Source organism: Saccharibacillus alkalitolerans, assembly GCF_011090185.1.
Lineage (GTDB): Bacteria > Bacillota > Bacilli > Paenibacillales > Paenibacillaceae > Saccharibacillus > Saccharibacillus alkalitolerans.
Genome location: NZ_JAAFGS010000001.1, coordinates 1115194 through 1141545, shown reverse-complemented (window position 1 = coordinate 1141545; position 26352 = coordinate 1115194). Strand labels below are relative to the sequence as shown.

At 58.5% G+C, this 26352-nt stretch carries 25 protein-coding genes; 7 read left to right on the top strand and 18 right to left on the bottom strand.

Annotated elements, in window-relative coordinates; all coding sequences use genetic code 11:
• Window positions 1-255 precede the first annotated feature (255 nt).
• The 10 genes from GYN08_RS04915 to GYN08_RS04870 all read right to left on the bottom strand — a co-directional run bounded on the left by GYN08_RS04915 (window position 256) and on the right by GYN08_RS04870 (window position 10961).
• Entirely contained in the window at window positions 256-768 is a 513-nt protein-coding gene (locus GYN08_RS04915) for a hemerythrin domain-containing protein (RefSeq protein WP_328802877.1), read from the bottom strand.
• A 54-nt stretch (window positions 769-822) separates the two neighbouring features.
• Entirely contained in the window at window positions 823-1473 is a 651-nt protein-coding gene (locus GYN08_RS04910; RefSeq protein WP_166272899.1) for a response regulator, read from the bottom strand.
• 6 nt (window positions 1474-1479) lie between these two features.
• Window positions 1480-2523 (bottom strand): PAS domain-containing sensor histidine kinase, encoded by a 1044-nt coding sequence (locus tag GYN08_RS04905; RefSeq protein ID WP_166273127.1) that lies wholly within the window; start codon window positions 2521-2523, stop codon window positions 1480-1482.
• A 23-nt stretch (window positions 2524-2546) separates the two neighbouring features.
• Window positions 2547-3005, bottom strand: a complete 459-nt coding sequence (locus GYN08_RS04900; protein ID WP_166272898.1) for a GAF domain-containing protein — start codon at window positions 3003-3005, stop codon at window positions 2547-2549.
• A gap of 49 nt (window positions 3006-3054) precedes the next feature.
• A complete protein-coding gene (narI, locus tag GYN08_RS04895; protein ID WP_166272897.1) occupies window positions 3055-3741 on the bottom strand; it encodes a respiratory nitrate reductase subunit gamma in 687 nt (228 codons plus the stop codon).
• The gene (gene narJ / locus GYN08_RS04890) at window positions 3738-4304 is read right to left on the bottom strand and encodes a nitrate reductase molybdenum cofactor assembly chaperone (protein ID WP_166272896.1); all 567 of its coding nucleotides are present in this window, start codon (window positions 4302-4304) and stop codon (window positions 3738-3740) included. The genes narI and narJ overlap by 4 nt, the downstream gene beginning before the upstream one ends.
• Window positions 4297-5883, bottom strand: a complete 1587-nt coding sequence (gene narH / locus GYN08_RS04885; RefSeq protein WP_166272895.1) for a nitrate reductase subunit beta — start codon at window positions 5881-5883, stop codon at window positions 4297-4299. Before narH ends, narJ begins: the two co-directional genes overlap by 8 nt.
• Window positions 5873-9547 carry a nitrate reductase subunit alpha gene (locus tag GYN08_RS04880; protein ID WP_166273126.1) on the bottom strand — a complete coding sequence of 1225 codons (3675 nt, stop codon included), beginning with the start codon at window positions 9545-9547 and terminating at the stop codon, window positions 5873-5875. Before GYN08_RS04880 ends, narH begins: the two co-directional genes overlap by 11 nt.
• Window positions 9548-9727: 180 nt before the next feature.
• Window positions 9728-10381 carry a hypothetical protein gene (locus tag GYN08_RS04875; protein WP_166272894.1) on the bottom strand — a complete coding sequence of 218 codons (654 nt, stop codon included), beginning with the start codon at window positions 10379-10381 and terminating at the stop codon, window positions 9728-9730.
• A 187-nt stretch (window positions 10382-10568) separates the two neighbouring features.
• Window positions 10569-10961 (bottom strand): MerR family transcriptional regulator, encoded by a 393-nt coding sequence (locus tag GYN08_RS04870; protein ID WP_166272893.1) that lies wholly within the window; start codon window positions 10959-10961, stop codon window positions 10569-10571.
• A 110-nt stretch (window positions 10962-11071) separates the two neighbouring features.
• Between GYN08_RS04870 and GYN08_RS04865 the strand changes: the two genes are divergently transcribed.
• On the top strand, window positions 11072-11953 hold the full coding sequence (locus GYN08_RS04865) for an SDR family oxidoreductase (RefSeq protein ID WP_166272892.1): 882 nt from the start codon (window positions 11072-11074) through the stop codon (window positions 11951-11953).
• A 135-nt stretch (window positions 11954-12088) separates the two neighbouring features.
• Here GYN08_RS04865 and modB read toward each other — a convergent pair whose 3' ends face one another.
• From modB to GYN08_RS04840, 5 genes are all read right to left on the bottom strand, one after another.
• Window positions 12089-12775: a molybdate ABC transporter permease subunit gene (gene modB, locus GYN08_RS04860; protein ID WP_408015046.1), complete on the bottom strand. Its 687-nt coding sequence runs from the start codon at window positions 12773-12775 to the stop codon at window positions 12089-12091.
• Complete coding sequence (gene modA, locus GYN08_RS04855) at window positions 12772-13608, bottom strand: molybdate ABC transporter substrate-binding protein (protein ID WP_166273124.1); 837 nt, start codon at window positions 13606-13608, stop codon at window positions 12772-12774. Before modA ends, modB begins: the two co-directional genes overlap by 4 nt.
• A gap of 199 nt (window positions 13609-13807) precedes the next feature.
• Window positions 13808-15295, bottom strand: a complete 1488-nt coding sequence (gene hemG, locus GYN08_RS04850; RefSeq protein WP_328802896.1) for a protoporphyrinogen oxidase — start codon at window positions 15293-15295, stop codon at window positions 13808-13810.
• A gap of 104 nt (window positions 15296-15399) precedes the next feature.
• A complete protein-coding gene (locus tag GYN08_RS04845; protein WP_166272890.1) occupies window positions 15400-16548 on the bottom strand; it encodes a TIGR04053 family radical SAM/SPASM domain-containing protein in 1149 nt (382 codons plus the stop codon).
• A gap of 19 nt (window positions 16549-16567) precedes the next feature.
• Window positions 16568-17287 carry a YwiC-like family protein gene (locus tag GYN08_RS04840; RefSeq protein ID WP_166272889.1) on the bottom strand — a complete coding sequence of 240 codons (720 nt, stop codon included), beginning with the start codon at window positions 17285-17287 and terminating at the stop codon, window positions 16568-16570.
• A 168-nt stretch (window positions 17288-17455) separates the two neighbouring features.
• On the opposite strand from GYN08_RS04840, the gene GYN08_RS04835 reads away from it, so the two are divergent.
• Together GYN08_RS04835 and GYN08_RS04830 are read left to right on the top strand one after the other, a co-directional pair.
• Entirely contained in the window at window positions 17456-17881 is a 426-nt protein-coding gene (locus tag GYN08_RS04835; protein ID WP_166272888.1) for a hemerythrin domain-containing protein, read from the top strand.
• A 185-nt stretch (window positions 17882-18066) separates the two neighbouring features.
• A complete protein-coding gene (locus tag GYN08_RS04830; RefSeq protein ID WP_166272887.1) occupies window positions 18067-19119 on the top strand; it encodes an NAD(P)/FAD-dependent oxidoreductase in 1053 nt (350 codons plus the stop codon).
• 120 nt (window positions 19120-19239) lie between these two features.
• Here GYN08_RS04830 and ku read toward each other — a convergent pair whose 3' ends face one another.
• Window positions 19240-20115, bottom strand: coding sequence for a non-homologous end joining protein Ku (ku, locus tag GYN08_RS04825; protein ID WP_166272886.1), 876 nt, complete (start codon window positions 20113-20115; stop codon window positions 19240-19242).
• Between the two features lie 230 nt (window positions 20116-20345).
• Here ku and GYN08_RS04820 point away from each other — a divergent pair, with 230 nt between their 5' ends.
• Window positions 20346-21578, top strand: coding sequence for an aminopeptidase (locus GYN08_RS04820; RefSeq protein WP_166272885.1), 1233 nt, complete (start codon window positions 20346-20348; stop codon window positions 21576-21578).
• Between the two features lie 126 nt (window positions 21579-21704).
• Here GYN08_RS04820 and GYN08_RS04815 read toward each other — a convergent pair whose 3' ends face one another.
• The gene (locus GYN08_RS04815) at window positions 21705-22847 is read right to left on the bottom strand and encodes a zinc-dependent alcohol dehydrogenase (protein WP_166272884.1); all 1143 of its coding nucleotides are present in this window, start codon (window positions 22845-22847) and stop codon (window positions 21705-21707) included.
• A 234-nt stretch (window positions 22848-23081) separates the two neighbouring features.
• On the opposite strand from GYN08_RS04815, the gene GYN08_RS04810 reads away from it, so the two are divergent.
• From GYN08_RS04810 to GYN08_RS04800, 3 genes are all read left to right on the top strand, one after another.
• Window positions 23082-23888 carry a TraR/DksA C4-type zinc finger protein gene (locus GYN08_RS04810; RefSeq protein ID WP_235945754.1) on the top strand — a complete coding sequence of 269 codons (807 nt, stop codon included), beginning with the start codon at window positions 23082-23084 and terminating at the stop codon, window positions 23886-23888.
• A gap of 274 nt (window positions 23889-24162) precedes the next feature.
• Complete coding sequence (locus tag GYN08_RS04805; protein ID WP_166272883.1) at window positions 24163-24750, top strand: RNA polymerase sigma factor; 588 nt, start codon at window positions 24163-24165, stop codon at window positions 24748-24750.
• Window positions 24731-25567, top strand: coding sequence for a hypothetical protein (locus GYN08_RS04800; protein ID WP_166272882.1), 837 nt, complete (start codon window positions 24731-24733; stop codon window positions 25565-25567). The genes GYN08_RS04805 and GYN08_RS04800 overlap by 20 nt, the downstream gene beginning before the upstream one ends.
• A gap of 158 nt (window positions 25568-25725) precedes the next feature.
• Here GYN08_RS04800 and GYN08_RS04795 read toward each other — a convergent pair whose 3' ends face one another.
• Entirely contained in the window at window positions 25726-26277 is a 552-nt protein-coding gene (locus GYN08_RS04795) for a hypothetical protein (RefSeq protein ID WP_166272881.1), read from the bottom strand.
• Window positions 26278-26352 lie beyond the last annotated feature (75 nt).

The window sequence follows — 26352 nt, the reverse complement described above, 5'->3', positions numbered from 1 at the left end:
AGATCAGGGTTCGAGCCGGTCTACTGTCCCCATTTTAGCGGGAGCTTTCCGTAAGGCATATAGGGGAGCACCCTGTCCCCTGCAGGGGAAACCCTATAAAACCCTTCACAGTGGGAAAACGTTCCGGAAGTGGAATCTCGGAATACAAGTCAACAGCAAAAAGGCCTTGCCTTTCGCGGTTGCGAAGAGTAAGGCCTTTTTGCTGGTAATGTTTCGGCAGGCTCCCTTATGAACGCTGCCCCTTGGCGTAAGCACTCAAACGATCATCGTATTCATTCTCTCGTACAGCTTCAGCATTTGCTTGGGCAGAATCCGGGCTTCGGCCATCGGAAACAGCACCGATTCTTCTTTGACCCTATTGACGGTCAGCGCCTCGAACGCTTCGCAGGCATCCCGCGCTGCGGCCGCTATTTGTTCCGCGTTCAGCGTTTCGGGATCTTCTTGTGTCCGGTGCAGGAAATGTTCCAGATAGGCCTCGATTTCCCTATGTTCCTCCTGAATCCCTACCAGAGGTCCCTGCTCGAATCCGATATAACCTCCGAGAACCGGAAAAAAATGCTCTTCTTCCTTATCCGTATGTCTTTTGAGAGGTTCACGGAACCGTTCTAGCTTCTCCCGCAGCGTGCCCAGCAGAACTCTCGCGGTATGAAGGTCCCTTTCTTCCTCCAGCCTCAGCGCGATCGGATGCCATTCCTCCGCCAGATAGGTCAGATAGCGATGCTCGTTTTCCAACAAACGCATCGCCGGTTTTTCGAACGTCAGCTCCACGGCGGCGCTCCTTTCTTATTCTTCCCTTGATATTCACGCCCTGCGCGCCGGCTTTTAAAAATCCAGCAGCTTTTTGCGCAGCGCGTATTCCACCAGCTCCGGACGGCTTTTTAATTGGAGCTTTTCCATGATTTTCGCTTTATGCGCTTCGACCGTTTTGACGGAAATGAACAGCTTCTCCGCCACTTCCTTGTTGCCGTAACCTTTGGCGATCAGCGGCAGAATTTCCAGCTCCCGCTTCGACAGCAGCTCGAACGGATCTTCCGTATTCGGCGACGACTTGTCGTTTTTGATGAATTCCCGCACGAGCGAAGTCGCCATTTTCGGATGGATGTATGTACCGCCGGCATGAATCGTCCGGATCGCGAGCAGCAGTTCTTCGTCGGGAGCGTTTTTGAGCACGTAGCCCGAAGCGCCGCTTTTCAAAATGTGAAACAGATATTCTTCGTCGTCGTGCATAGTCAGAATGAGAATCTTCGTGTCCGGATAATCCTCCTTGATCTTGCCCGTGGCGATCAGCCCGCTCTCGCCCGGCGGCATGCTGAGGTCCATCACGAGGATGTCCGGACGGCTTTTGGCGACCGCCGCATACGCTTCGATGCCGTCGGCCGCCGTTCCGATCACTTCCATATCCGGCTGAAAATTCAGGATCATCGAGAAGCCGCTGCGTACAATGGCATGGTCGTCCGCTATCACAATTTTCATCCGTCGTTACTCCTTTTCCTGAAATTCCGGCATCGGGATCTGCACGAGCACTTTCGTGCCGATGCCCGGCTCGGATCTCACGCTCAGCGTGCCTCCGGCCAGTTCGGCACGCTCACGCATGCCGTACAATCCGAGCCCCGTGCCGATCGGATCCGAGCCGGCTTCGAAGCCTTCGCCTTCGTCTTCCACTTCGAGCCTGATCATGCCGCCGCGCTCGAACAGATGCACGCTGACCGTGTCGACCTGCGCATACTTCAACGCGTTCAGCACCGCTTCCTGGCAGATCCGGTAAATGACCGTCTCGATATCGCTCGGATAGCGTTTGCGGGCCAAACCCGAAGAGAATTCGACCACGAGGCCGTAGCTTTCTTCGACCCTTTTGAAATGCGAGCGAAAAGCCGCTTCAAGCCCGAAATCGTCGAGCGCGGCCGGTCTCAGTTCCACGGACAGGTTGCGGATATCGTCCAGCAGCCGCGTCATCGACGCTTCCGTCTGCTTGACCTTTTTCAGCACCGTTTCGTCGTCCGTCATGTACTTGAGCACCCGCAGATCGATAACGGCGCTCATCAGTTCCTGGGCGACGCTGTCGTGCAGCTCCCGGGATAGACGCTTGCGCTCGTTCTCCTGCGCTTCGATCACGTGCCGCATCATTTTATTTTGATACAGCCGTTCCTGTACGCGCAGCTGCGGGGTCAGATCGCGCAGCATAAAGACGCGCGTCCCGTCTTCCGGATCGACGACGTGAAAAGATCCGGCATACGGAACGACGCCTTTGTTTCTCGTTTCCAAGTACACTTGGAATGACGTATGCCCTTCCGAATCCGGCATTTTCATGTAGCAGTCCAGGCAGGTCCGCTGCTCCGTGTCGCTCGTGTATCCGCGGCAGGTGCCGCACAGCGCGTTTTCGCTGCCCTGATACAGCTTCATCATCACGTCTTCGGAGACGATCTCTTCCGCCGCGGGATTCATCGCCAGCGCGCGCCCGGTCCGGTCGAAAAAGAAGATGGCTTCCCGGCTGTTCTCGAACAGCTTCATCATGAGCGGGCTCATGCGGCTAAATTCGGCAGGCGTGCTCAAGACGAAGCCACCTCCCTGCCGTCAAGGTCGCCGATGCCCGCGCGCGCCGAGCGTTCAAGGTCTCGCATCAACTCGGGCGTCATCCGGTTTTCCTCGCGGAATCCTCCCAGCAGCACGCCGACGACCCTGGCTTCGTTCCAGAGCGGAACCGCGCCGAGGCTCTCGAGCTTTTCGGATTGAACGATCGGATAATTGAACAGGCTGTCGGCGCCCACATATTCGCGAACGGACGGAATGAAGACCGATTTGCCGGTCTTGAATACGATGCCCGCGATCCCTTTGCCGGATTTGAGCACGATGCGGCGAAAGCGCTCGTTGCGGTTGCCCGCCGCATGCTTCCAGCGGATCACGTACTGCTCTTCGGCCGGCTCGACGAGAGCCAGCGCCAGAAAATCGTAGCCGCGCGAATGGCGGATAGCGTCGAGTTCCCTTTGATAATCTGCGTGAGTTCCCATCATCATGCATCTCCCAGCGAAAGCGGAAAAGCGGGCGTCGCCCGCTTCCTTAATTGGATTTGTGTCTTCTGTACAGGATATAACTTCTGCCTACATAATTCAACGGAACGCTCCATACGTGGACGAGCCGGGTGAACGGCCAGAACGCGAAAATCGCGAATCCCGTCAGCGCGTGGATCTTGAACGACATCGGCACGCCGTGCATCAGGGAAGCGTCCGGACGCAGCGTGAACAGTCCGCGGAACCAGATCGAGATCGATTCGCGGTAATCGAATTCCGGCTGCACGGCGTTGGTGAACAGCGTCGCGTACATGCCCATGAATACGATGAACAGCAGCAGCACGTTGACGATCAGATCGGACGCGGAGCTGAGACGCCGCACGTTGCGGATCGTGAAGCGGCGCGCGGTCAAGAGCAGCATGCCGATCAGCGTCATCGCGCCGAAAATGCCTCCGATATAAACGGCGCCGATATGGTAGACATGCTCGCTGACGCCCATGGCGCTCATCCAACTTTTCGGAATCAGCAGACCCGAGACATGGCCGAAGAATACCGGAATAACGCCCAGGTGGAACAGCAGGCTGCCGAACATCAGCTGTTTTTTTTCGATGAATTCGCTCGACTTCGCGGTCCAGTTGAATTGGTCGTGCCGATAGCGAAAAATGTGCCCGACGACGAAGATCATCATGCAGGCATACGGGAAAATGACCCAAAGAAATTGATCGAACATGTTCATGGATTCACGGTCTCCTGTTCTATGCAGGCTTTGAGCGTCAGACGAAGTCCCTGCACCAGATGACGGTAAGGACTGTCCAGCTTCTCGAGGGCCTGCAGCAAATGATACGTTCCGTCCTCGAAAATGGCGAAGAGCAGCCGGAAGTTTTCCGGCGCTTTGCGTTCCTTCATCCATTCGGCGGCATACAGGAATTCGCACATCAAGGGCAGGTAATCGGGAAGTTCGCCTTCCGGCATTTCCAGTCCGAACATCTCGTACAGCACTTTCAGCCGCAGCAGCATTTGACCGCGTTCTTTGGCGTCTTCGAACTTGAAATACGTCATGTACAGCGCGCAGTCTTTTTGAAAATCGAACGTTTCCGTGTACTGCTCGCGAATCTCGTCCAGACTCAGCTCGTGCATGCGCGCCCAGTACGTCTGAGCGGCTTCCCGCGCCGGATGATCCGGGGCGAACGATTCTTCCAGAAAAGCCGGATGGAAATCCAGCTTTTCCGGATACATGAGCTGACGGGAGAAAAATCCGAAGGAGGCTTTGTAGTCGTACAGCTTCGCGATATCAATCACGCCAGATCCCCCCGTAGAAGTTCTCTTCGTACATTTCCCTGCCCGTCTTGGACGGCGCTTCCGCATTGGGGTCGATCGACGAAGTGGCCGGACCGCAGCCGTCGCAGCCCGTGTTTGCGCCCATCGCGCCCAGCATATCGCCGAAGCCGGCAGCGCCTTGAGCCCGGTACGGATTCACGTAGCCTTCGCGGTGCGAAGTCGGAACGACGAAGCGGTCTTCGTATTTGGCGATCGCCAGCAGCCGGTACATGCTCTCCGTCTGGCGGGCGGTCAGGCCCACGCGCGCCAGGCGGCTTTCGTCGAAATCCTGCCCCGTCGTCTTGGCCCGCATATACGAACGCATCATGGCCATTCTTTGCAGCGATTCCTTGACCGTCGCCGTATCGCCGGCCGTCAGCATGTTCGCCAGGTATTGGATCGGCGTGCGCATCTCCTCGATCGCCGGGAAGATCATGTCCGGATTCTCGATGGAGTCCCGGCCTTCGAAATAGTTCATGATCGGGCTGAGCGGCGGCACGTACCAGACCATCGGCAGCGTGCGGTATTCCGGGTGGAGCGGGAACGCCAGTTTATGCTCGATCGCGAGCTTGTATACCGGCGAATTCTGCGCAGCTTCGATCCAGTCTTCCGAGATGCCGTCTTTGCGGGCCTGCTTGATGATTTCCGGGTCGTTCGGATTCAGGAACAAATCGCACTGCGCTTTGTACAAATCCTGTTCGTCCGTCACGGACGCCGCTTCCTGCACCCGGTCCGCGTCGTAGAGCAGCACGCCGAGATAGCGGATGCGTCCCGTGCATGTCTCGGAGCATACCGTCGGCAGGCCGGCTTCGATCCGAGGGAAGCAGAACGTGCACTTTTCCGCTTTGTTCGTCTGCCAGTTGAAGTAGACTTTTTTGTACGGGCAGCCCGTCATGCAGTAACGCCAGCCGCGGCAGGCTTCCTGGTCGACCAGCACGATGCCGTCTTCCTCCCGCTTGTACATCGCGCCCGACGGGCACGACGCGACGCAGCTCGGATTGAGGCAGTGTTCGCACAGCCGGGGCAGATACACCATGAACGACTGCTCGAAATTGAACTTGATCTCTTCTTCGATTTTTTGGATATTGGGATCGATCGGTCCGGTAATATGCGCGCCGGCCAGATCGTCTTCCCAGTTCGGACCCCATTCAAGGTCCATTTTTTCGCCGGTTACGGCCGAATGGGCGCGGGCGACCGGGGAGTGTTTTTGATCCTTGGCATTGGTCAGATCTTCGTAGTTGTACGTCCACGGTTCGTAGTAGTCTTTCATCTCCGGCATATCCGGGTTGTAAAAAATTTTGCCCAGCGCGATCTTGGACAGCTTGGTGCCGGATTTCAGCTCCAGCTTGCCTTTGCGCAGCTGCCAGCCGCCTTTGTACAGTTCCTGGTCTTCCCAGCGCTTCGGATAACCGATGCCCGGTTTGGTTTCGACGTTGTTGAACCACATGTATTCCGCGCCTTTGCGGTTGGTCCAGGTCGTCTTGCATGTCACGCTGCACGTATGGCAGCCGATGCATTTGTCGAGGTTCATGACCATTGCGATTTGCGCTTTAATTTTCAAGCCAATTAACCTCCTTCATTTTACGAACGGCGACGTAGACGTCGCGCTGGTTGCCGATCGGACCGTAGTAATTGAAGCCGTAGCTGAGCTGCGCGTAGCCGCCTACCATCTGGGTAGGCTTCAAGTGGATGCGCGTCGGCGCGTTGTGGCTGCCGCCCCGCGTGTCGGTGATCTCCGAGCCCGGCACCTGAATGTGCTTGTCCTGCGCATGGTACATGAACATCGTGCCCCGAGGCATCCGGTGGCTGACGACGGCGCGGGCCGTCACGACGCCGTTGCGGTTGTACACTTCGAGCCAATCGTTATCGTCGATGTCGTGAGCCAGCGCGTCTTCGTTGTTGATCCAGACCGTAGGACCGCCGCGGAACAGGGTCAGCATGTGCTGGTTGTCCTGATAAGTCGAGTGGATATTCCATTTGCCGTGCGGCGTCAGATAGCGCAGCACCAGCGTGTCCACGCCGCCTTTCACTTCGCGGTCGCGCGGTCCGAACACCATCGGCGGCAGCGTCGGTTTGTATACGGGCAGCGCCTCTCCGTACTGCAGGAACACTTCATGGTCGAGATAGAAATGCTGGCGGCCCGTCAACGTTCGGAACGGAACCAGTCTCTCGATATTTGTCGTAAACGGCGAGTAGCGGCGGCCTTTCTTGTTCGAGCCGCTGAATACCGGCGTCGGAATGACTTCGCGCGGCTGAGACGTAATGCTCTGGAACGTGATCCGCTCCGCGGCGCGGTCGGCGGAAATGTCTTTCAATTCGACGCCGTGATCTTCTTCGGCCTGAGCGTACGCTTTTTGCGAGACGCGTCCGTTGGTCGCCGACGACAAATGCAAAATGACGTCCGCCGCCTGTCGGGCCGTATGCAGTTTCGGAAGTCCGTTCTTGATCGATTCTTCGTCGTACACGCCGTTCAGCAGCTTCAGTTCTTCGTACTCTTCGGCGACGGAGAACGTCACGCCGTGCGCGCCGGTCTTGCCGATCGCCAGATTCGGACCGAGCGAGACGTATTTATCGTAAATTTTGGTATAGTCGCGTTCCACGATGCTGAAATTCGGCATCGTCTTGCCCGGCACGGCTTCGATCTCCCCTTTGGACCAGTCTTTGATCAGGCCCATCGGCTGCGAGATTTCTCCCTTGGAATCGTGGCCGAGCGGCGCGGTAACCAGGTCTTTGTATACGCCGGGCAGATGATTTTTGGCCATACCGGAGAACACCTCCGCCAAGCGGCGGTAAATGTCCCAGTCCGAACGCGATTCCCACAGCGGATTGACCGCCGGATTGAACGGATGCACGAACGGGTGCATGTCGGTCGAACTCAAGTCGGTCTTCTCGTACCACGTCGCCGCCGGCAGCACGATGTCCGCGTACAGCGGCGTCGTCGTCATGCGGAAATCCAGCGCGACCAGCAGATCCAGCTTGCCTTCGACGTCTTCCCGCCACACGATCTCTTCCGGCTTCTGCTCTTCGTTCGGCGTGGCGAGCAGCGCGTCGGACGCGCCGAGCAGATGCTTCATGAAGTATTCCTGCCCCTTCGCGGAACTGGAGATCAGGTTGGAGCGCCAGACGAACAGCGACCGCGGGTAGTTCTCCGGCGCGCCGGGATCTTCGACGGCGAAGCGGGCCTCTCCGCTGCGCACTTGATCTGCGGCATGCTTCACGATCTCCTCGTTGCTCTTCTTGCCTTCGCGGCCCGCTTCTTCGGCGAACAGCAGACTGTTTTTATTGAACTGCGGATATGAAGGCAGCCAGCCCAGACGGGCGGCCAGTACGTTGTAATCGGCCGGGTGACGGTACGTGACGTCGCCGCCGGTCGGCGATTTCAGCGAGTCCGTGCCGCTTTCTTCGTATCGCCACTGTTCCGTCGCGAAGTAGAAGAACGACGTCGCGTTCTGCAGCCGGGCCGCTCCCTGCCAGTCTTTGGCGAAAGCTACCGTCGACCACCCTTCGATCGGACGGCATTTCTCCTGACCGACGTAATGCGCCCATCCGCCGCCGTTGACGCCCTGCGACGCCGTCAGCACGACAAGATTCAGGATCGAGCGGTAGATCGTATCGCTGTTGAACCAGTGGTTGATGCCCGCTCCCATGATAATCATGGACCGACCTCCCGTATCGAGCGAATTCTGTGCGAATTCGCGGGCGATCTGGGTCACGACCGACGCTTTGACGCTCGTGATCTTCTCCTGCCAGGCCGGCGTATAGAACGATTCCGCATCGTCGTAGCCCGAAGCGTTGTACGGGCTATCGGTGCGGGCGACGCCGTACTGGCTCATCATCAGATCGTAGACCGTGGCGGCGTAGCGTTCGCTGCCGTCGGCCAGCGTGATCTTTTTGGCCGGAATGACGCGCTTGAACGTGCCGTTGCCGCCGTTGTCGAAGAACGGGAACGCGATCTCCAACCATTCGCCGCCGTGGCTCTCCACGGACAGCGCCGGCTCCACTCTCGCGCCGTCTTCGCGTTCCAGAATCAGGTTCCATTTCTTGCCCTGCTCCCAGCGCTGGCCCAGCGTGCCGTTCGGCACGAGCATTTCGCCCGCCGCTTCGTCGTAGATGACCGGCTTCCAGTCCGCGTTCTCCTCCGCCGCGCCGAGATCGCTCGAACGCAGGAACCGCCCGCCTTTCCAGACGTCTTCATGGGGATCGAGCAGGATCAGGAACGGCATATCCGTGTACTGCTTGGCATAGTTCAGGAACATCGGCTCCTGCCGCTTTCGGTAAAATTCGTCCAGGATGACGTGCGTCATCGCCTGCGCCACCGCGGCGTCCGTGCCGGGATGCGGCGCAAGCCAGTTGTCGGCGAACTTGACGTTTTCGGCCAGGTCCGGCGCGACGGACACGACTTTGGTGCCTTTGTAGCGCACTTCGGTCATGAAATGCGCGTCCGGCGTCCGGGTCAGCGGCACGTTGGAACCCCACATCATCAAATAACCGGCATTGTACCAGTCGGACGATTCCGGCACGTCGGTCTGCTCGCCCCAGATTTGCGGCGAAGCCGGCGGCAGATCGGCGTACCAGTCGTAGAAGCTCAGCATCTCTCCGCCGAGCAGGGAGATGAAGCGCGCGCCGGCGGCGTAGCTGACCATCGACATGGCGGGGATCGGCGTAAAGCCGGCGATGCGGTCGGGACCGTATTTGCGGATCGTATAGATGAGTTGGGCCGAGATCAGTCTCAGCGCGTCGTCCCAGGCGACGCGGATATGGCCGCCTTTGCCGCGGGCTTTCTTGTATTCCATCGCTTTGGACGGATTCTCCACGATGCTCGCCCAGGCTTCGATCGGATCGGCATGCTCCTGAAGGGCCGCTTCCCATAACCGCCAGAGTTTGCCGCGCATATACGGGTATTTCACGCGCAGCGGACTGTATTCGTACCAGGAAAACGTCGCGCCCCGAGGACAGCCGCGCGGTTCGAATTCCGGCATGTCGGCGCCGCAGGACGGATAGTCGATCTGCTGGTTCTCCCAGGTGATAATGCCGTTTTTAACGAATACTTTCCAACTGCAGGAGCCGGTGCAGTTGACGCCGTGCGTGGTGCGGACGACTTTGTCGTGGGACCAGCGCTGGCGGTACACGTTTTCCCACTCTCTATTTTTCTCTTCGAGGACCGACCAATTGTCGGAATAGCTCTCGACGGGTTTAAAAAAGTTCAGGCTGAATTTTCTTTGCAGCGTACTTTTTTTCATCGGATGATCCACACTCCTTTTCGGTTACTTTTCATTATGAAAGACCGGGAGCCGGCAGCCCATTAGGGAATGTCCTATAGCGGGAGGGGAAAACCCTAAACGGGAAAAAGCCCTTCTCGGGAGAGAAGGGCTTTTGTAGCGGCTTGTTCAAAAACCTTTATTTGCTTATGTAATCCGCTCCAACAGTTCGAACGTCAGGCGTTCGTTCACCGCATCGGCCAAGTTCGGCACTTTGGCGGCCAACCAACGGTGCAGCGGTCCGTCGATAAAGCCTTTCAACTCGGCCGCGGCCTGTTCGACGCCTCGCAGCAGTTCGTCGTAAGGATAGACGATCGGCGGCTCCGGCGGTTGCTGCCCGTTTGGTTCCGGCGCCCCGCCCTCTTTCGCAAACTGAGCTTGAGCGTTATCCGGCCACACGTAAGCTCGATCGTCTTCGTAAGTGACCGTCGGCCACGGATCATGCCCCATCCAGGGGCTGCGTTTGCCGCGAACGTCGAGCACGATCTCGGGGATTTGTTCGATGCCGCCGCAGCAGCCGGGAACCGCGCGCCGAACGTCGTTTTCGTAAAAAGCGATTCCGCCTCCGACCGCGATTCCGTCGTCGGGGTCCAGCTCCAACAGCGCTTCGAAAGCCTTTTGCGGCGTCGATCGGTCCTCGATCCCGTCGTTGTTCAGCAGCGCGGCCGCGAACAGTTCGACTTCGCGCTCGCCGGACTGCGGGCCCAACGCGACAAAATCCGTTTCCTCGATCCGGTGTGCGATCCATTCCGGGCGTTCAAGATGCGATTCCGCGAGCAAAACAGCACGTATATGCCGCATGGCAAAACCTCCTATTCCTCGTAAGATCAAATCCGTCCGTGCGATTCCGCGTTTTCGTCTCGCGTGCCTATTCGTTCAACACGCCGCTCAGCCAAAAAGCTCCCTGAATAATGCCGTTGACCGCAGGTTCGGTGTCCAACAGCTCCGGGTCGGCCGCGAGCCGCGCCCGCAGCAGCGAACCCGAACGCTATCGCGTCCGGGCGCTTTCGCGTTCCGCTTCTTCCATCCGCCGAAAAAATTCGATCTTGTCGTCGATCTTGTTCAGGGAGTCCTGCAGCTCCTTCATCTGCTCCACGACTCGCTCGCGGTACGTCTCCATGAACTCACGACGAGCGGCCGCGCTCGAACCGCTTCCGTCTCTCGGGACATTGAAGCGTTTGATCTCTTGAACCGATAAGCCGATCCGCCGGAAATACGTGATGACATGAAACCAGACGACGTCGGAAGCCGAATACATCCGGTATCCGTTCGCGTCCCGCTGTATGCCGTCGATCAATCCTTCCTGCTCGTAATAGCGCAGCGTGTGCACGCTGAGCCCCGTCTCTTCGGCCACTTGCTTGCTCGTGAATGTCGTTGTCATGACGGCATCATACCACGAAAAAACGGGGCTTGCTATAGAGCGCGCTCTATAGTTTATGCTTCGATCGTGAAGGCGAATCAACCGAATTTTCGGACATGGAGGAATGAAAAATGAAAGTATTCGTAACGGGAGCAACGGGATTCATCGGAACGGCGGTCGTACGCGAGCTGCTGGACGCAAGACACGAAGTCGTCGGGCTGGCGCGGTCCGATAAAGGCGCGGAAGCTTTGAAGACGGCCGGTGCACGGCCCCGCCGGGGTTCGCTAGAAGACCTGGACGGCCTGCGCGAAGGGGCGCGGGAAGCCGACGGCGTTATTCACCTGGCCTATGTCCATGATTTTTCGGATATGGAAGGTGCAGGGCGCGCCGACCGGCTGGCGACGGACGCGATGGGCGAAGCCCTCGAAGGCACGGGCAAGCCGTTCGTGCTGACGTCCGGCGCCCTGGTGCTGGAGCCGGGACGCCTGAACACGGAGGAAGACCCGACGGTCGGTACCGGCCGCTACGCCGAAGCGGCGGTGAGCGAACTTGCCGCGCGCGGCATTCGCTCTTCGGTCGTTCGTCTCTCGCCGACGGTGCACGGCGAACACGATCAGGGCTTTGTCCGCGCGCTTGTCCAGATCGCGCGAAGCCGGGGCTTCTCCGCCTATATCGGCGAAGGCGCCAACCGTTGGCCGGCTGTCCATCGGCTGGACGCGGCCCGTTTGTTCCGCCTGGCGCTGGAATCCGCGCCTGCGGGCTCCAGACTGCACGGCGTCGCCGAAGAAGGCGTGCCTTTCCGCAAGATCGCCGAGTCGATCGGCCGCGGACTTAACCTTCCGGTCCGAGCGATCCCGCCCGAAGAAGCGCACGCGCACTTCGGCTGGATGAATTTCGCCGTCTCCGGCGACAGCCGCGCATCGAGCGCGCTCACGCGCCGAACGCTGGGTTGGGAGCCTGTCCATCCCGATCTGGCCGAAGACCTGAATGCGGGATACTATTTCCAAAACTGACGCTTTCGCGCGATCCTGCCGCGGAGAGAAGTCGGAAGAGAGGCGCGCTTGCCGCGCTGATTGTCGCATCCTAACGAAAAGGCTGGCAGAGCTGTCCGAAGACGGCTCTGCCAGCCTTTTCGCGAAATCCGGGAATCAGAAGCGGCTATCCCGCCGTCCCGTCAGCAGCAGGAGCACGAACGAGATCGCCACGATGGCGATCGTCCAGGCCCAGGCCGACGGAAGATGGCCGGAGTCTACGGCGACGTAGATCGCCGTCGGCACGGTCTGCGTCCGGCCCGGAATATTTCCGGCAATCATCAGGGTCGCCCCGAATTCGCCGAGGCTGCGGGCGAAGCCGAGCACGTAAGCCGTCTTGAGCGACGGCGCGATCAGCGGCAGCGTGATATGCCGGAACACCTGCCATTCCCCGGCGCCGATCGAGCGTCCGGCGTCTTCGAGATCCCGGTCGACGGCCTCAAATCCGACGACCGCCGTCCGGTAAACGAGCGGAAAAGCGACGACGACGGCCGCGATGACCGCCGCCCACCAGGAGAAGATGACCGGCGAGTGAAAGACGCGCTCGATCAGCTGCCCCAACCAACTGCGCCGCCCGAGCAGCATAAGCAGCAGGAAGCCGACGACGGTCGGCGGCAGCACGAGAGGCAGCATGAATACCGTCTCCAGCACCGTCTTGCCGCGAAAACGTTCCCGCCTGGACATGCACCAGGCGACGGCTGTTCCGAGCACGGTGGCGATGACGCTCGCCAGCAGCGCGACTTGGAGCGACAGGCGGATCGGCGACCAGTAATCGCTCCAGCCGAGTTCAGCCGGGAGCATCATTGCGGAGCGGAGAAGCCGTATTTCGTCAGGACGTCCAACGCTTCCCTCGTTTGCAGATAATCGTAGAAAGCCTGAGCTGCTTCCGGATGCTTGGTCGCCTTGACGATACCGATCGGGTAGCGGATCGGCGAGTAGGTGCCGGGTTCGACCTCGAACGCCGTCTTGACACGGTCGGAGGTCAACGCGTCGGTCTTGTATACGAAGCCTGCTTCCGCGTTGCCCGTCTCCACATATTGCAGTACCTGCCGAACGTCTTTGCCCTGCACCAGCTTGTTCCCAAGAGCATCCCATACGCCGGCGTTCGTCAGCGCCTCCTGCGCATACTTGCCGGCGGGCACGCTGTCCGGAATGCCGATCGCCACGTGCGTCGCCGCTTCTCCCGACAGATCTTCGATCTTCGCCGCGGCCCGCTCCGAATCCGCGGGAACGACGACGACCAGCGTGTTGCTCAGCCAGTCCTTTTCCTGATCCGCTTCGATGAATCCTCCGTCCACAAGCGCCTGCATATTTTTGCTCGAAGCCGACAAGAACAGATCGGCCGGAGCGCCCTGCTCGATCTGCTGCTGAAGCGCGCCCGAAGCGCCGAAATTGAATTCGAGCTTCACGTTCGGATGGGCTTCTTCGTATGCGGCTTGAATGTCCGCCAGCGCGTCGGTCAAGCTGGCCGCCGCCGATACGGTCAGCGTCACGGCAGCAGCGGAACCGGCTTCGCTCTCGCCAGGTCCTGCCCCCGTGCGGTTTGACGCAGAATCGGCGGGCTTCGCTCCGCAGGCGGACAAGATCAACAGCAAAGCCAGAAGCAGCGAAAACAAACCGAAGGTTTCCCGCCGCATTCTTGCCGTCTGCCGGCCGATTTTTTGCTCGTTGGATTTGTTCATGATTCGTCTCCTTTGCCCTCGCTCCGCCGCTTTGATCGGCGAATTGACGAGTCTTTCAAAGCAGCGGGCGCGAAGTAGTTCAAATTTACAATACACAATCTTCCCTAGTCAGTCTACGCTTGTCCGTTTTCAAATGAGATTAGGGAAAACCCGTTTATCGGTTCGGGGGATGCCGAGCTGGATCGACGGCTTCCGGAATTTCAGCGACGGACCTCTCCGTAAGCTTTGCAAGCAGCTTCTCCGATGCTTCGAGCCCGCCCGCGATGCAGTCGGGAATGCCGACGCCGCCGTATCCGGCTCCGCACAGCAGAACGCCCGGCAGCCTGTCCGCCAATTCCGAACGAACTTCGGCCATCGTCCCGGCGTGCCCGACCGGGTACTGCGGCATGGCCGACAGGCACCGGCTGACTTCCGCCCATTCCGGTTCCGCGTCGAGTCCGGTCAGTTCCCGCAGATCTCGCCGGGCGGCTTCGATCAGCGCTTCGTCGCTCATGGACGTCCATTCCTGCGAACCCGAGCGACCGATATAGGTGCGCAGCAGCGTTCGGTCTTCGGGCGCGACATGCTTCCACTTGGTCGACGACCAGGTGCAGGCGGTGATCAGCCTTCCCTCTTTGCGCGGCACGAGAAAGCCCGAACGTTCAAAGACGATATTGAGATCCGAGGTCCGGTAAGCCAGCGCGATGTTGGCGACCGACACGTAGTCGATCCCGCGCAGGCGGGCGGCCGCCGGACTCTCTCCTTCCAGCAGACGCGCGGCTTCGAACGCCGGAACGGCGCAAAGGACGCCGTCGGCGATCAATCGTTCGCCGCTGCCCAGCGCGACGTCGTACTTTCCGTCCGTGCGCCGCGACAGCGCCGATGCGCCGCTTCCTGTTATTATCCGAACGCCCGTACCTTGCAGACGAGTTTCCAAACGTTCGATCAGCGCGGACAAGCCTCCTTTGTACGATAAAAACATACTCCGTTGAACGGCAGCCGGAAGTTTGCGAGGCACGGCCGCTCCCGGCGCGTTTGTCTTCGTTCGTCCGCTTCCGCGCGCCATGCCTTTGATCAAGCTGCCTTCGCGCCGCTCCATCTCCTTGAACTGCGGGAAAGTCGCTTCCAGACTGAGCGAACGCGTATCTCCGGCATAAATGCCGGCCAGCAGAGGCTCGGTGATCCGCTCCAGCACTTCGCGGCCGAGCCGTCGTTCGATAAATTGCCCGAGCGCTTCGTCTCCTTCGTCCTGACGTTTGGGCAGAACCAGATCGAGCGCCGCGCGCAGCTTCCCCAGCGGGGAAATCAACCCTGTGCGGATAAACGGCGACAGCTTGGTCGGAATGCCTAAAATAAAGCCCATCGGCATCGGATGCATGCGGCCTTTGTGCAGGATGTAGCTGGTCTTGGCATCCGGATTGGTCGGAACGAGCTCCGCCGTCAGGCCGAGCTCTTCCGTCAACCGAAGAATCGCGGGCTTGCGGGCGATAAAGGAATCGGGACCTTTTTCGATCAAAAATGCGCCGCGACGCTCCGTGTGCAGCCGCCCGCCGAGCCTGTCTTGCGCTTCGACGACCGTAATTTCGAGCGGAAGTCCCCGCTCCGCCGCCTGCCGTTTCAAATAAAAAGCCGCCGCCAGTCCGCTGATGCCTCCGCCGAGCACGACGGCGCGGGCAGCAGGCGAATCCGCCGCTTTGTTCGAACCGTTTTGTCCGTTCGCGGCAGCCGGCTGCTCAACGGGCTTCGTCTGTTTTGTTTTTGCAGGTCTCACGGTCGAATCCCCTCTCTTAACGCAGCAGGAATGTAGGCGCAGCAGGGATCGCTCTCCAGCATGTCGCCGGTCACGGCGAACGCTCGGGCTCTCGACCCGCCGCATAGGCGTTTAAACTCGCAGGCGCCGCATTTGCCTTTGAGCCGCGACTTGTCCCGCAGGCTCCGCATGATCGGCGAGCCGCGGTAAATGTCCTCGAGCGCCTCTTCGCGGACGCTGCCGCATTTTACGGGGAGAAAGCCGCTCGGATAGACGTCGCCGGTATGGCCGATAAACAAAAAGCCGTCTCCGTCGTTCACGCCTTTAGGGGCGCGTCCGAGCACGTCGGCGCGTTTGAATCCAGGCGCCGAACCGGGGTCTCCCGAAGATCCGTCCGCCGCATCGACCGCAGGCGCCGTCCCGGGACGCTGCGCCGACAGCTGCACCGCCACTCTCCGGTAATGCGGCGCTTCCGTCGCTTTGACGCCGTACGGCATCCGCTGTCCCGCCTCGTACAACCAACGCATCACCGCCTCGTGTTCTTCCGCGTCGATCATATCTTTTTGCGCGGCGCGGCCGGTCGGAACGAGGAAAAAAAGGCTCCACAGCACGGCACCCATTTCCCGCACCCTCTCCGCTATGTTCGCGAGATCGTGCAGATTGTATCGCGATACCGTCGTATTGACCTGAATCGGAATGCCCAATTCACGCAGATAGCCGATGCCGCGCATCGTCGTATCGAACGAACCGACGGTGCCGCGGAAACGATCGTGAATTTCGGCACAAGATCCGTCAAGACTGAACGCCCAGCGCGACAATCCGACTTCTTTGGCCTTTTCGACGGCGGAGCGGGTCACTCTGGGCGTAGCGCTGGGCGTCATGGAGACGGACAGCCCTTTTTCCTCGATCGCGTAGCGCGCAAGTTCGAACAGATCGGGTCTCATCAGCGGGTCGCCGCCGGTAAACACCAGCAGGGGACGATTCATGGAGGCGATGCGATCGATCAGCGCAAGGCCTTCTTCGTGCGTCAGCTGATTCGGATCGGCGCGGTACTGGGCTTCGGCCCGGCAGTGCAGGCATTTCAGCGCGCAGGCGCGGGTCACCTCCCAGATCACGATAAAAGGGTCGGTCGCATAATCGCGCGCGGCCGGTGCAGGTCGGGTCATGAGCAGAACTCCTTTGTTTTCACGAATAAAAGAACAGAACGCATACATAGAGCATCACGGCAAACAGGATCTCGGCGATTCCCGTCTGCTTGATCGCCATTTTCCGCTTGGGCAGCGCGATGGCGCGCAGCAGCAAAACGGCGAACGGAATGCTCAGCGGCAGGCTCAAGGCAGCGGCGAACGGAATCAGCAGCGCATGATAAGCGACCGAAGCCCGGTAATAACGCGGATTCTTTTTCTCGCGGATAACGGTCTTGACGTACAGCGCGGTTCCGACGAAATAAAGGCCGAGCAGAACGAACAGCAGCGTGGTCCGCGCCCAGTCCGCTTCGCTGCCCGCGCCGACGTACACGACGGGATAAATGAACGAGCAGAACAGCAAAATGGCGACGACGTCGTTGAGCAGCGCCCGTTCGTTTTTGTTCTTCGCATAATGGACGGGCACGAGGAACGCCGCGAGCAGGAGCGCTCCGTAGCCGATCAGTTTCGGCTGGGAAGCGGCGACGATGACGGCCAGCGGGATCAGGACGATCCCGTAAATCACGGACGGCTTGAAATAACGGTCCGTTTTCCGGGTCTTGATCCACTGCAGAACGGGGAAGCTGAACAAATACATGAACAGCCAGCACAGGAAGAGCGGAACATGCGCGGGCGCCGCCCCGGAGACGGACAAACCGAGCAGGAACGGAAGAATCAGCATGGCCCAGGCACCGTGCTGATTGGGGATATAACGGTTCATGACGATGTCCTCCTTTTCGGATTTCATTTTATAGAAGAGGCGCGCATGCCACCAATCAGGGACTTCCCTGTTTCGCTCCGGGAAATGCCTAACCGGCCCGCCGCGCCTCCGTTCGCATGCTATACTGGACGCGCCTGAACAAGAACGATTAGGAAAGGTGGATGACTTATGGGAGGCCCTTCTCTGCGCCAGGCTCATGCCCATCATGCGATTCATGAAGGAGCTTTGAGCGGCGCCATCGCCAAAACGGAAGAACTGGAAGAACTTATTCGGACAAACGATCCGGAGGCGGCCCGTCTGGCGGCGGACCAGCTGCTCGGTTATTGGGTGACGCGGGTGCTCAGCCATGCGGACGCCGAGGAAGAAGGATTTTACGAGGAAATGGCGGGAAACGACGACGAACGCCGGCTTGACGTGCTCCGGCTGACGCGCGATCACGATCTGATGCGCATGCTTGCGGCGGATATTGCTTCCGCGCTTCCGTCGGAGGGGCCGACGCCCGAGATCATGCGCAAATTTCAAGCGTTGATCGAGCTCAATGCCCTTCACAGCCGAGAGGAAGAACGTCTGCTGTTCGGGGAGCGTCCGGAATGAACCGGATCGCTCCTTTTTTTTGCGCCGAAACGGAATCGCGCGCTTCCCTTCCCGGCCGCAGCGACCGAATTTCTTTTCCGGAAAAATGCAGGTTGTTTTTTGGGCACTGCTGTTGATATACTTACACTTGATATTGAGAATCATTATCTTTTGAAGTTTGCCTAATATGAGGGAGGCCATCAAGCATGGGGAACCACGAAGTATGGGACGTCACGATTATCGGCGGAGGACCGGCAGGATTGTTTTCCGCTTTTTATAGCGGTTTGCGCGAGATGAAGACGAAAATTATCGAATTCCAGCCGTTTCTGGGCGGCAAGGTTCACGTTTACCCCGAGAAAATGATCTGGGACGTCGGAGGCTTGACCCCGGTTCCGGGCGCCAAGCTGATCGAACAGATGGTGGCGCAGGGCCAGACTTTCAAACCCGACGTCGTGCTGAACGAAAAAGTCACTTCCCTTTCCCGTTCGGAGGACGACGACCATTTTGTTCTACATACGCTGTCGGGCGAACTCCATCGGAGCAAAACGATCATTCTCGCGGTCGGCGGAGGCATCCTCAAGCCCATCAAGCTGGAAATCGAAGGGGCCGAACGTTTCGAGGTAACAAACCTGCATTATACCGTCAAGTCGATCTCCCGCTTCAAGGACAAGACGGTTCTGATCTCCGGCGGCGGTCATTCCGCGGTCGACTGGGCGAACGAACTCGCTCCTTTCGCGAAAAAGGTATATCTCACTTACCGCAAAGAAGAGCTTAAAGGCCATGAAGCGGACGTGACCAAGATGCGCGCCCACGGCGTAGAGCTGCTGCTGAGCGCTTCCATCAAGACGCTTGTCGCCGGCGACGACCATTCGCAGATCCGGACCGTGCTGCTCGAGAAGAATGGCGGCAGGGAACAATTCAAGCTGGAAGTCGACGACGTAATCATCAGCCACGGATACGAACGGGACACGGAGCTGCTGAAGCAGAGCGACATCAAGATGGAAATGAACGAATACCAGATCCTCGGTTCTTCGGCGAGCGAGACGTCCGTTCCGGGCATCTTCGCGGCGGGAGATATCCTGCACCACGAAGGCAAGCTGCATCTGATCGCGGGCGCGTTCCAGGATGCGGCCAACGCGGTCAACAAAGCGAAGCAGTTCCTCAAGCCGGACGCGCCGGGATACGGCATGGTGTCCTCCCACAACGAGCTGTTCAAGGAAAAAAATCGCGAGATCATCAAAGAATTGTACAACCCATAATTCCGCGGACGCCCGATAAAGCGGAGCATCGAAAAGCCGAGTGCGCGCAAGGCGCCTCGGCTTTTTTTCGTCCATGCGCCAGCGGATTTCGATCGGCTCCGTCCCGCAGGCCTTTCGGGATCAATCCGCGCCTGTCCGATCTTTTTTCTGTGCGCTTCCCTTGCCGCCCGTCGATTTGCGCGTTCCGGAGGAAGGCCCTTCTCCGCCGCGGTCGGTCTGCAGCGACGGCTTGAACAGCTCCAGGCTGCCCCGCAGCGCTTCCAACAGGTCTTCGGGCGCCTGCTGCTGCGACTGGGCCTTCGGAGCTTCCGGCTGCCCGCCGTCGATCTTCTTGCGAATGGCGTCCGTCAGCCGAATATACGACTGATCTTCGAATTGCCCCGGATCGAAATCGGCGGTCAGCTGCCCGATCAGCAGCTTGGCCGTTTCGACTTCCGCTCGCCCGGCTTCCGGAACGGCGCTTAATCCCGGAATCTCCGCCGGAGGCACGATCTCTTCTTCGTAGCTCATCGTCGTAAGCGACAGAGCTCCGTTCAGCGAACGGATCAGCGCGGGTCTCGTCTTGGTGCGGATGGTCACGACGGCCAATCCCGCCTTGTCCGTCTCCTCAAGCGCCCGCGCGAGCAGCGCATACGCCCGCTCTCCTCCTTCTTCCGGCGACAAATAGTAAGTTTTGCGCAAATAGAGCGGGTCGATCTCTTCCATGCGGACGAACTCCGTGATGCGAAAATCCCGGGTCAGGTCGGCGGTGAGGCTCTCCAGCTCTTCTTTTTCGAACGTAACGTACTGCCCTTCCTCATATTCGTAACCGCGCACGATCTCGTCCCAGCCCAGTTCGTCCGGACATCCTTCGCAGGTACGGATATAGCGGATCGGCCGGAGCGTGTCCCGATGCAGCAATCTCAGCGGAACCTCGTGTTCATGCGAAGCGCTGTACATTTTCACCGGAACGCTGACCAGGCCGAAGCCGACGACCCCTTTCCATACGGCGTTCATGACAACTACCTCCTCTTCACGGTTCGGAATATTCGCGGCTCTTCTCGCCGAGTTAACGCTTATTTAACCGAAAAGCCGTTTATTAATCGAAATCCGCCTTTTCCGCCGCTTTTTCCCGCCTTCTCGCCTTCTAATTAACCGATGTTAGATTTTCTTTCTCGCGGCGATCTTGTACAATAAAAGCCAGAGCTTTTATTCCAATGAAGCAAGTATCGAAACGGAGGCCTATCATGTCAGATTTTCAAGCCAACCTTAACAAATATGCCGAACTCGCGGTAAAAGTCGGTGTAAACGTGCAGCCCGGACAAATTCTGATGATCGACGCGGGCGTCGAATCGCTCGAATACGTGCGTCTCGTCGTCAAGCATGCTTACGCGGCCGGAGCGAAACTGGTCAAAGTCAATCTGTCGGACGAAGCGATCACGCGCATGCGCTACGATCTTGCGCCGGACGACTCGTTCGAGATCGCGCCGAAATGGACCGCGGCGGAACGCGAAGAACTGGCCGAAAACGGCGGCGCCATGCTGGCCGTCGTGTCGAATAATCCGGATTTGCTGAAAGGCGTCGATTCTTCCCGCATTTCCGCCATGCAAAAAGTATCCGGCGAAGCGTTCAGCAAGTACCGCGAGTATGCCCAGTCCAACAAGCTGGCCTGGTCGATCGTGGCCGTGCCTTCGGCCGCATGGGCCGCGAAGGTCTTCCCCGACCTGCCGGAAAACGAACAGGTGCCGGCGATGTGGGAGGCGATCTTCAAAGCGGTTCGCGTCGATCTGCCTGATCCGGTCGCCGCTTGGCAGCAGCATATCGATACGCTGAACGCCAAAGCCGCATACCTGAACGAGAAAAAATACAAAGCCCTCCATTATACGGCTCCGGGAACCGATCTGACGATCGAACTGCCGAAGACGCATCTGTGGGTCGCGGCAGACAGCGAAAGCGAACGCGGCACGGCGTTCGTCGCCAATATGCCGACGGAAGAAGTGTTCACCGCGGCGCTCAAGACCGGCGTCAGCGGCACCGTATCCAGCACGAAGCCTTTGAGCTACGGCGGTACCATCATCGACAACTTTACGCTGACGTTCGAAAAAGGACGCATCGTGGACGTGAAGGCCGAGCAGGGCGAAGATACCTTGAAACGCCTCGTCGAAATGGACGAAGGTTCGCATTACATCGGCGAAGTGGCGCTTGTGCCGCATAAATCCCCGATCTCCGAATCCGGCATCCTGTATTACAATACGCTGTTCGACGAGAACGCTTCGAACCACCTCGCGATCGGCAGCGCGTACGCGTTCAACATCGAAGGCGGCACGACGATGTCCCGCGAAGAACTGGCCGAAGCCGGCATTAACCAGAGCCTCGCGCACGTCGACTTCATGATCGGATCCGCCGACATGAATATCGACGGCATCGCGGAAGACGGCACGGCCGAGCCGGTATTCCGCGGCGGAAGCTGGGCGTTCTAAGCGGCGCTTCCCAGCTTGCGCAAGCCGTGTATCGCCAAAATTAAAAAAAGAAAAGGACCTCCCTTCCGGCGAAGGCGAGGTCCTTTTTTCGTCGATCGGAAAATCTTTTTGCCTGCTCTGCAGGCTTTAAGGCTTCAGGATAACCTTGATGCAGTCTTCCTTCTTGCTGTCGAAAATATCGTACGCATGCTCCGCTTCGTCCAGCGGCAGACTGTGCGTAATGATGTCGGTCGGATCGAGCTGCCCGGTCTTGATCTGGTTGAACAGCTCCGGCATGTAATGAATCACCGGCGCCTGCCCCGTCTTGATCGTCACGTTGCGCTCGAAAATATGGCCGAACGGGAAGTTGTTATAACGCAGCCCGTACACGCCCGTCACCTGGATCGTGCCGAACTTGCGCACGACGTTGGACGCCATGTGGAAAGCGCCGAGCCCCCCGCCCTGCAGCTTGAGCTTCGTTTCTACCTTTTCCATGAACGTCTTCTCCGAGTCCAGGCCTACGCAGTCGATGACCACGTCCGCTCCGCCGCCCGTAATCTCCAGCAGGTGGTTGTCGAGATCGTCGTTTTCCATAAAGTTGAACGTCTCGACCTTGTTCGTGCGGCGCGCGTGCTCCAGACGATACTCCACATGGTCGACGGCGATGACGCGCGAAGCGCCTTTCTGCCAGGCGAATTTCTGCACCATAAGGCCGATCGGGCCGCAGCCGAGCACGATGACGGTATCGCCCTTTTTGACGCCGGCGTTATCCACGCTCCAGTAAGCGGTCGGAATAACGTCGGACAGGAACAGGACCTGTTCGTCGGTCACTTCCGCGTCGGGGGGAATGACGAGAGGTCCGAAGTTGCCGTAAGGCACTCTCAGCAGCTCGGCTTGTCCGCCTGCGAAACCGCCGTACGTATGCGAATAACCCAGCATCGCGCCCGTATCCTTCAGCGGATTTTCATTGGCGTTGTCGCACTGGCTTTCCATCTGGTTTTGACAAAAGAAGCATTGACCGCACGAGACGTTGAACGGGATGATGACCCGGTCGCCTTTTTTGACATGCGTCACGTCGGGCCCGATCTCTTCGACGATCCCCATCGGTTCGTGGCCGATGATATAGTCGTCGTTTATGCCCGGAATTTCTCCGTTGAACAAATGCAGATCGGATCCGCAGATCGAAGTCGAAGTGACCCGGATCAAGATATCGTCGCGTTTTTCGAGCTTCGGCGTCGCCACGTCCTTGACCTTTACCTTGCGCTTGCCCTGATAAGTGAGTGCTTTCATATCGAGAATCGCTCCTTTATGGGGGAATGGATGCGGGTCTTTCGCTTGGCTTTCTTTTCTTCATTAACCCGGTTTGCGATCCGTGCTAACATTTTTATGGTTCTGCAGTCCCTGTCCCGCTTCCTTCTCTCCACCGATTGGTTTGCCTGGCGTTCGGGTATAGAAAAGAAAGAAGCGCGGCTTCCGGTACAGCCGGATACGCCTGCGACACAGAGAATACGAATGGAGGACTACATGATGAAACATCTTAACGATTCCCAAATAGATACACTGAAAAACCTGCTGTTGGAGCAAAAAAGCGAACTGGAGCAGCATTTCGACAATTCGGAATACACGCCCGAAGGATTCGAGACTTCGCTGCGCGTATCGACGGGCGAATTGACGGCGGTGGACAACCACCCCGCCGACCTGGCGACCGAAACGTTCGAACGCGGCCGGGACATGGCGATCGACGCCGACCTCTCCGAGCGTCTGGATGCCGTGAACGCGGCTTTGAAGCGCATCGAGGAAGGCACTTACGGAGTCGACGTCGAGACCGGAAAAGACATTCCGTTCGAGCGTTTGGAAGCCGTTCCGTATACGGCGCATAACGTCGATACGACGCCGGAAAACAATCCGCTGCTCGACTATCGTCCGGTTGAGGAAGACGTCATGACGACTCCGCCGACCGGCGCCGGCGAGAACCGGCAGGAATATTCCGGCAAGTTCGACGATGCCAATGCCTGGCAGGCCGTCGAAAGCTACGGCAACGCCGATTCGCCGGCCATGTCGACCAAACGCGACGTCGAGAGCTACGACGAGATGTCGAGCGAGAACGACCTGAACGAGAACACGGTCGAAGGTTATGAGAAATTCACGGGCAACGATATGACCGGGGGCAACCGCAGCGTGGAGATGACCCGGGAAGAACGGAAATACGTCGAAGCCGGCGAAGGCGACCCGATCGCGGAAGTCGACGAATCGGCCGACGACGAGGAACAGCTGGCCCGGGCCGCCGAACAGGACGGCACGCAGACCGGCAAAAGAAGCAGCGACGAGTAAGGAATAAGGACTGTTCCGCCCACTTTCAACAAAACATTTCGAAGCTCGGCCGTTTATGCGGCCGGGCTTTTTTGCGCAGAGAAGACCGCCCTTCCGGCTGAGCGGATAGCGGTTACCGAACGATAGCAAGTATATAATAAAAAAAGCCCACCTTCTTCCTTATTTCGTGTAGAATATGGAGAATGACAGAGTATTTTCTTACATTAGACGAAACGGCGGATCGCGCCTAAGAACCGGTTCGCACGGAGAGGAACAAACCGAGGAAGGAGCGCATATGGCTCAGCATCTGCAGATGCTCCTCACCCATGATTTCGACGAACTGGACGAAGTCATGCAGGAGCTGATTTATAACGAATATTACGATCTGGCCTACGGAGCGGTATTTTATATCGTCAGAGATCATGCGGCCGCCGAGGACGTGATTCAGGAAGCGTTTTTGAAGCTGATCGGCAAACGGCCGGAATTCGAGAACGAGTCGAAGTTTTTCGCTTGGCTTAAGGTCGTGACCCGTAACAGCGCGATCAATGATTTAAGAAAAAATAAAAGACACCGTAACCATGTGGAAGCGGACAGCGTTCTTAATCATATAGAAGCCAGACAGGACACCGGCGCCTCGCTCGAGAAGACGGTCGAGGTACGGATGATGGAAGAAGCGATCCTGCGGCATCTGGAAGGGATGAAGCCGGAATACCGGTCCATTATCATCTATCGCTGGAAATACGGCATGTCGTACAAAGAAATCGCCGATTCGCTGGGCACGAGCGAGGACATTATCAGGCAGAGACTGTTCCGGGCGAGGGAGAATATGCGCAAAGTGCTGCGCAAGGAATGGGAGGGCAGCGATGAAAGACGAAAAATTTGACGAACTATTCGAGGAAGCTTTCGAGCGCGCGGTGAGCTCTGCGTCCCCGGTGGATCCGGAATCCCGGCGGGCGTCCTGGCAGCGCGTGCAAAAACATCGCCAGCAAGCGACGAACCGAAGACGGCGCAAACGGACCATTCGGCTGACCGGCGCGGCCGCCGGGTTGATTCTGTTCGGTTCCGTCGCTTTCTCGGAACCGATTCGAACCGGTGCGCTGACCCCGCTTTATCAAAGGCTCCACACATGGAGCAGCGGGGAGACCGTTCTGCTGACCGGAGACGACAAGCCGCTCGAGACGGAAGGCGCGCTGACGCCTCCTCCTCCGGAGGACATCGAAAAACCGAGCGGTTCTGTATCGGAATTCCCGGAAGACTCCGAAGAACCGATCGTCGTACGCTACGAGAATATCCTTTCCAGCATGGAAGAAGCCAAAGAGCGCCTGCCCTTCCCCATGCCGGAATTCCCGAGGGTACCCTCCAGATTCGTAATGAAGGATGTGTACCTGAGCACGCCTGACGACGGGGCGGCACCGAACGGCTTTATCCTGGAATATCATTCGAAGGAGAACCGGATCTTCCAGATTATCGTCACGCACATTCCTTACGGACCGGGAACCCACGCTTTCGGCGGCCCGGTAACGGAAATGCAGCTCGATAACGGATTGACCGGCTACTTCATCGATATGGACGGCGACGACGATTATTTCAAGGTCTTCCGCGGAGACCTCGATATCTCGCTTTCCGGCCCGCTTACGCAGGACGAAATGGCCGAAGTGGCCGGCCATATCGTGGACGGCAAGCTCGGGGACAAGCAGTAGCAAGCATCCGATCGACAAAAAGAAAAAGGCTTCTCTTCTTTCGAAGAGAAGCCTTTTATTTGGGAAAGGGCCCCCCGTTCTTATCGACTTTCGGCGTGCCGTAAATGTCCGTCAGGTCGGCGGCGCGCTTGAAGCCGAAATCGATATTGCGAAGCCTTTTAATTGGCGAGCGCCGTGCCGCTGAACAGGGTGCTGATCTCGCGGCTTCCCCCGCCGGTTGCCCAATGCTCGGATTTGACCCGATAGTAATAACCTTTCGTGACGCTCTTCGTAAAACCGACGCTGCTGGTGGACGTAACCGAACTGTTCGGCACCGGAGAAGGGATATCGACCCATGCGTTGCCCGTCCAGCGTTGGACGGTCGCCGTTACGCCGACCTGCGTGGCAGCAGGTGAACCGGAAGAAGTCGCCGTGACATAGACGGAAGAATTCCCGACCGCCGTAATCGCGCTGGATACGTCTTTTAAGTATTTATTGTTGGCCAGCGTCTGCGAGAAGTTCTGCGCAGGCGGCAGAGGCGGCGGCGAAGTAAGCGCGCCCGGCGCCTTCGGCAGACCGATAAGCGCCGGATCCGAGATTTGAAGAGGCGGGAGCACGGTCACGTTGTCCGCGTCGGAAGCCAGTCCGTTTCCCGGAGCCGCGACGGAAGCCACGACGAGCGCCGCGGCGACCGTGCCGAAAAACTTGATCAACGAATTTTTCTTGTTCATTTCAATTCCCCTTTTCCTATGTAAATGAAAGATACAGTTATATAACGAAACAGGAACCGAAACGGTTCCTGTTTT

What these genes read in the sequence shown, in the direction of transcription:
- GYN08_RS04910 (WP_166272899.1), bottom strand. Translation starts at nt 1,473, where the DNA reads ATGAAAATTGTGATAGCGGACGACCATGCCATTGTACGCAGCGGCTTC.
- GYN08_RS04905 (WP_166273127.1), bottom strand. Translation starts at nt 2,523, where the DNA reads ATGAGCCCGCTCATGATGAAGCTGTTCGAGAACAGCCGGGAAGCCATC.
- GYN08_RS04900 (WP_166272898.1), bottom strand. Translation starts at nt 3,005, where the DNA reads ATGGGAACTCACGCAGATTATCAAAGGGAACTCGACGCTATCCGCCAT.
- narI (WP_166272897.1), bottom strand. Translation starts at nt 3,741, where the DNA reads ATGAACATGTTCGATCAATTTCTTTGGGTCATTTTCCCGTATGCCTGC.
- GYN08_RS04875 (WP_166272894.1), bottom strand. Translation starts at nt 10,381, where the DNA reads ATGCGGCATATACGTGCTGTTTTGCTCGCGGAATCGCATCTTGAACGC.
- GYN08_RS04870 (WP_166272893.1), bottom strand. Translation starts at nt 10,961, where the DNA reads ATGACAACGACATTCACGAGCAAGCAAGTGGCCGAAGAGACGGGGCTC.
- GYN08_RS04865 (WP_166272892.1), top strand. Translation starts at nt 11,072, where the DNA reads ATGAAAGTATTCGTAACGGGAGCAACGGGATTCATCGGAACGGCGGTC.
- modB (WP_408015046.1), bottom strand. Translation starts at nt 12,775, where the DNA reads ATGATGCTCCCGGCTGAACTCGGCTGGAGCGATTACTGGTCGCCGATC.
- modA (WP_166273124.1), bottom strand. Translation starts at nt 13,608, where the DNA reads ATGCGGCGGGAAACCTTCGGTTTGTTTTCGCTGCTTCTGGCTTTGCTG.
- GYN08_RS04845 (WP_166272890.1), bottom strand. Translation starts at nt 16,548, where the DNA reads ATGACCCGACCTGCACCGGCCGCGCGCGATTATGCGACCGACCCTTTT.
- GYN08_RS04840 (WP_166272889.1), bottom strand. Translation starts at nt 17,287, where the DNA reads ATGAACCGTTATATCCCCAATCAGCACGGTGCCTGGGCCATGCTGATT.
- GYN08_RS04835 (WP_166272888.1), top strand. Translation starts at nt 17,456, where the DNA reads ATGGGAGGCCCTTCTCTGCGCCAGGCTCATGCCCATCATGCGATTCAT.
- GYN08_RS04830 (WP_166272887.1), top strand. Translation starts at nt 18,067, where the DNA reads ATGGGGAACCACGAAGTATGGGACGTCACGATTATCGGCGGAGGACCG.
- ku (WP_166272886.1), bottom strand. Translation starts at nt 20,115, where the DNA reads ATGAACGCCGTATGGAAAGGGGTCGTCGGCTTCGGCCTGGTCAGCGTT.
- GYN08_RS04820 (WP_166272885.1), top strand. Translation starts at nt 20,346, where the DNA reads ATGTCAGATTTTCAAGCCAACCTTAACAAATATGCCGAACTCGCGGTA.
- GYN08_RS04815 (WP_166272884.1), bottom strand. Translation starts at nt 22,847, where the DNA reads ATGAAAGCACTCACTTATCAGGGCAAGCGCAAGGTAAAGGTCAAGGAC.
- GYN08_RS04810 (WP_235945754.1), top strand. Translation starts at nt 23,082, where the DNA reads ATGATGAAACATCTTAACGATTCCCAAATAGATACACTGAAAAACCTG.
- GYN08_RS04805 (WP_166272883.1), top strand. Translation starts at nt 24,163, where the DNA reads ATGGCTCAGCATCTGCAGATGCTCCTCACCCATGATTTCGACGAACTG.
- GYN08_RS04800 (WP_166272882.1), top strand. Translation starts at nt 24,731, where the DNA reads ATGAAAGACGAAAAATTTGACGAACTATTCGAGGAAGCTTTCGAGCGC.
- GYN08_RS04795 (WP_166272881.1), bottom strand. Translation starts at nt 26,277, where the DNA reads ATGAACAAGAAAAATTCGTTGATCAAGTTTTTCGGCACGGTCGCCGCG.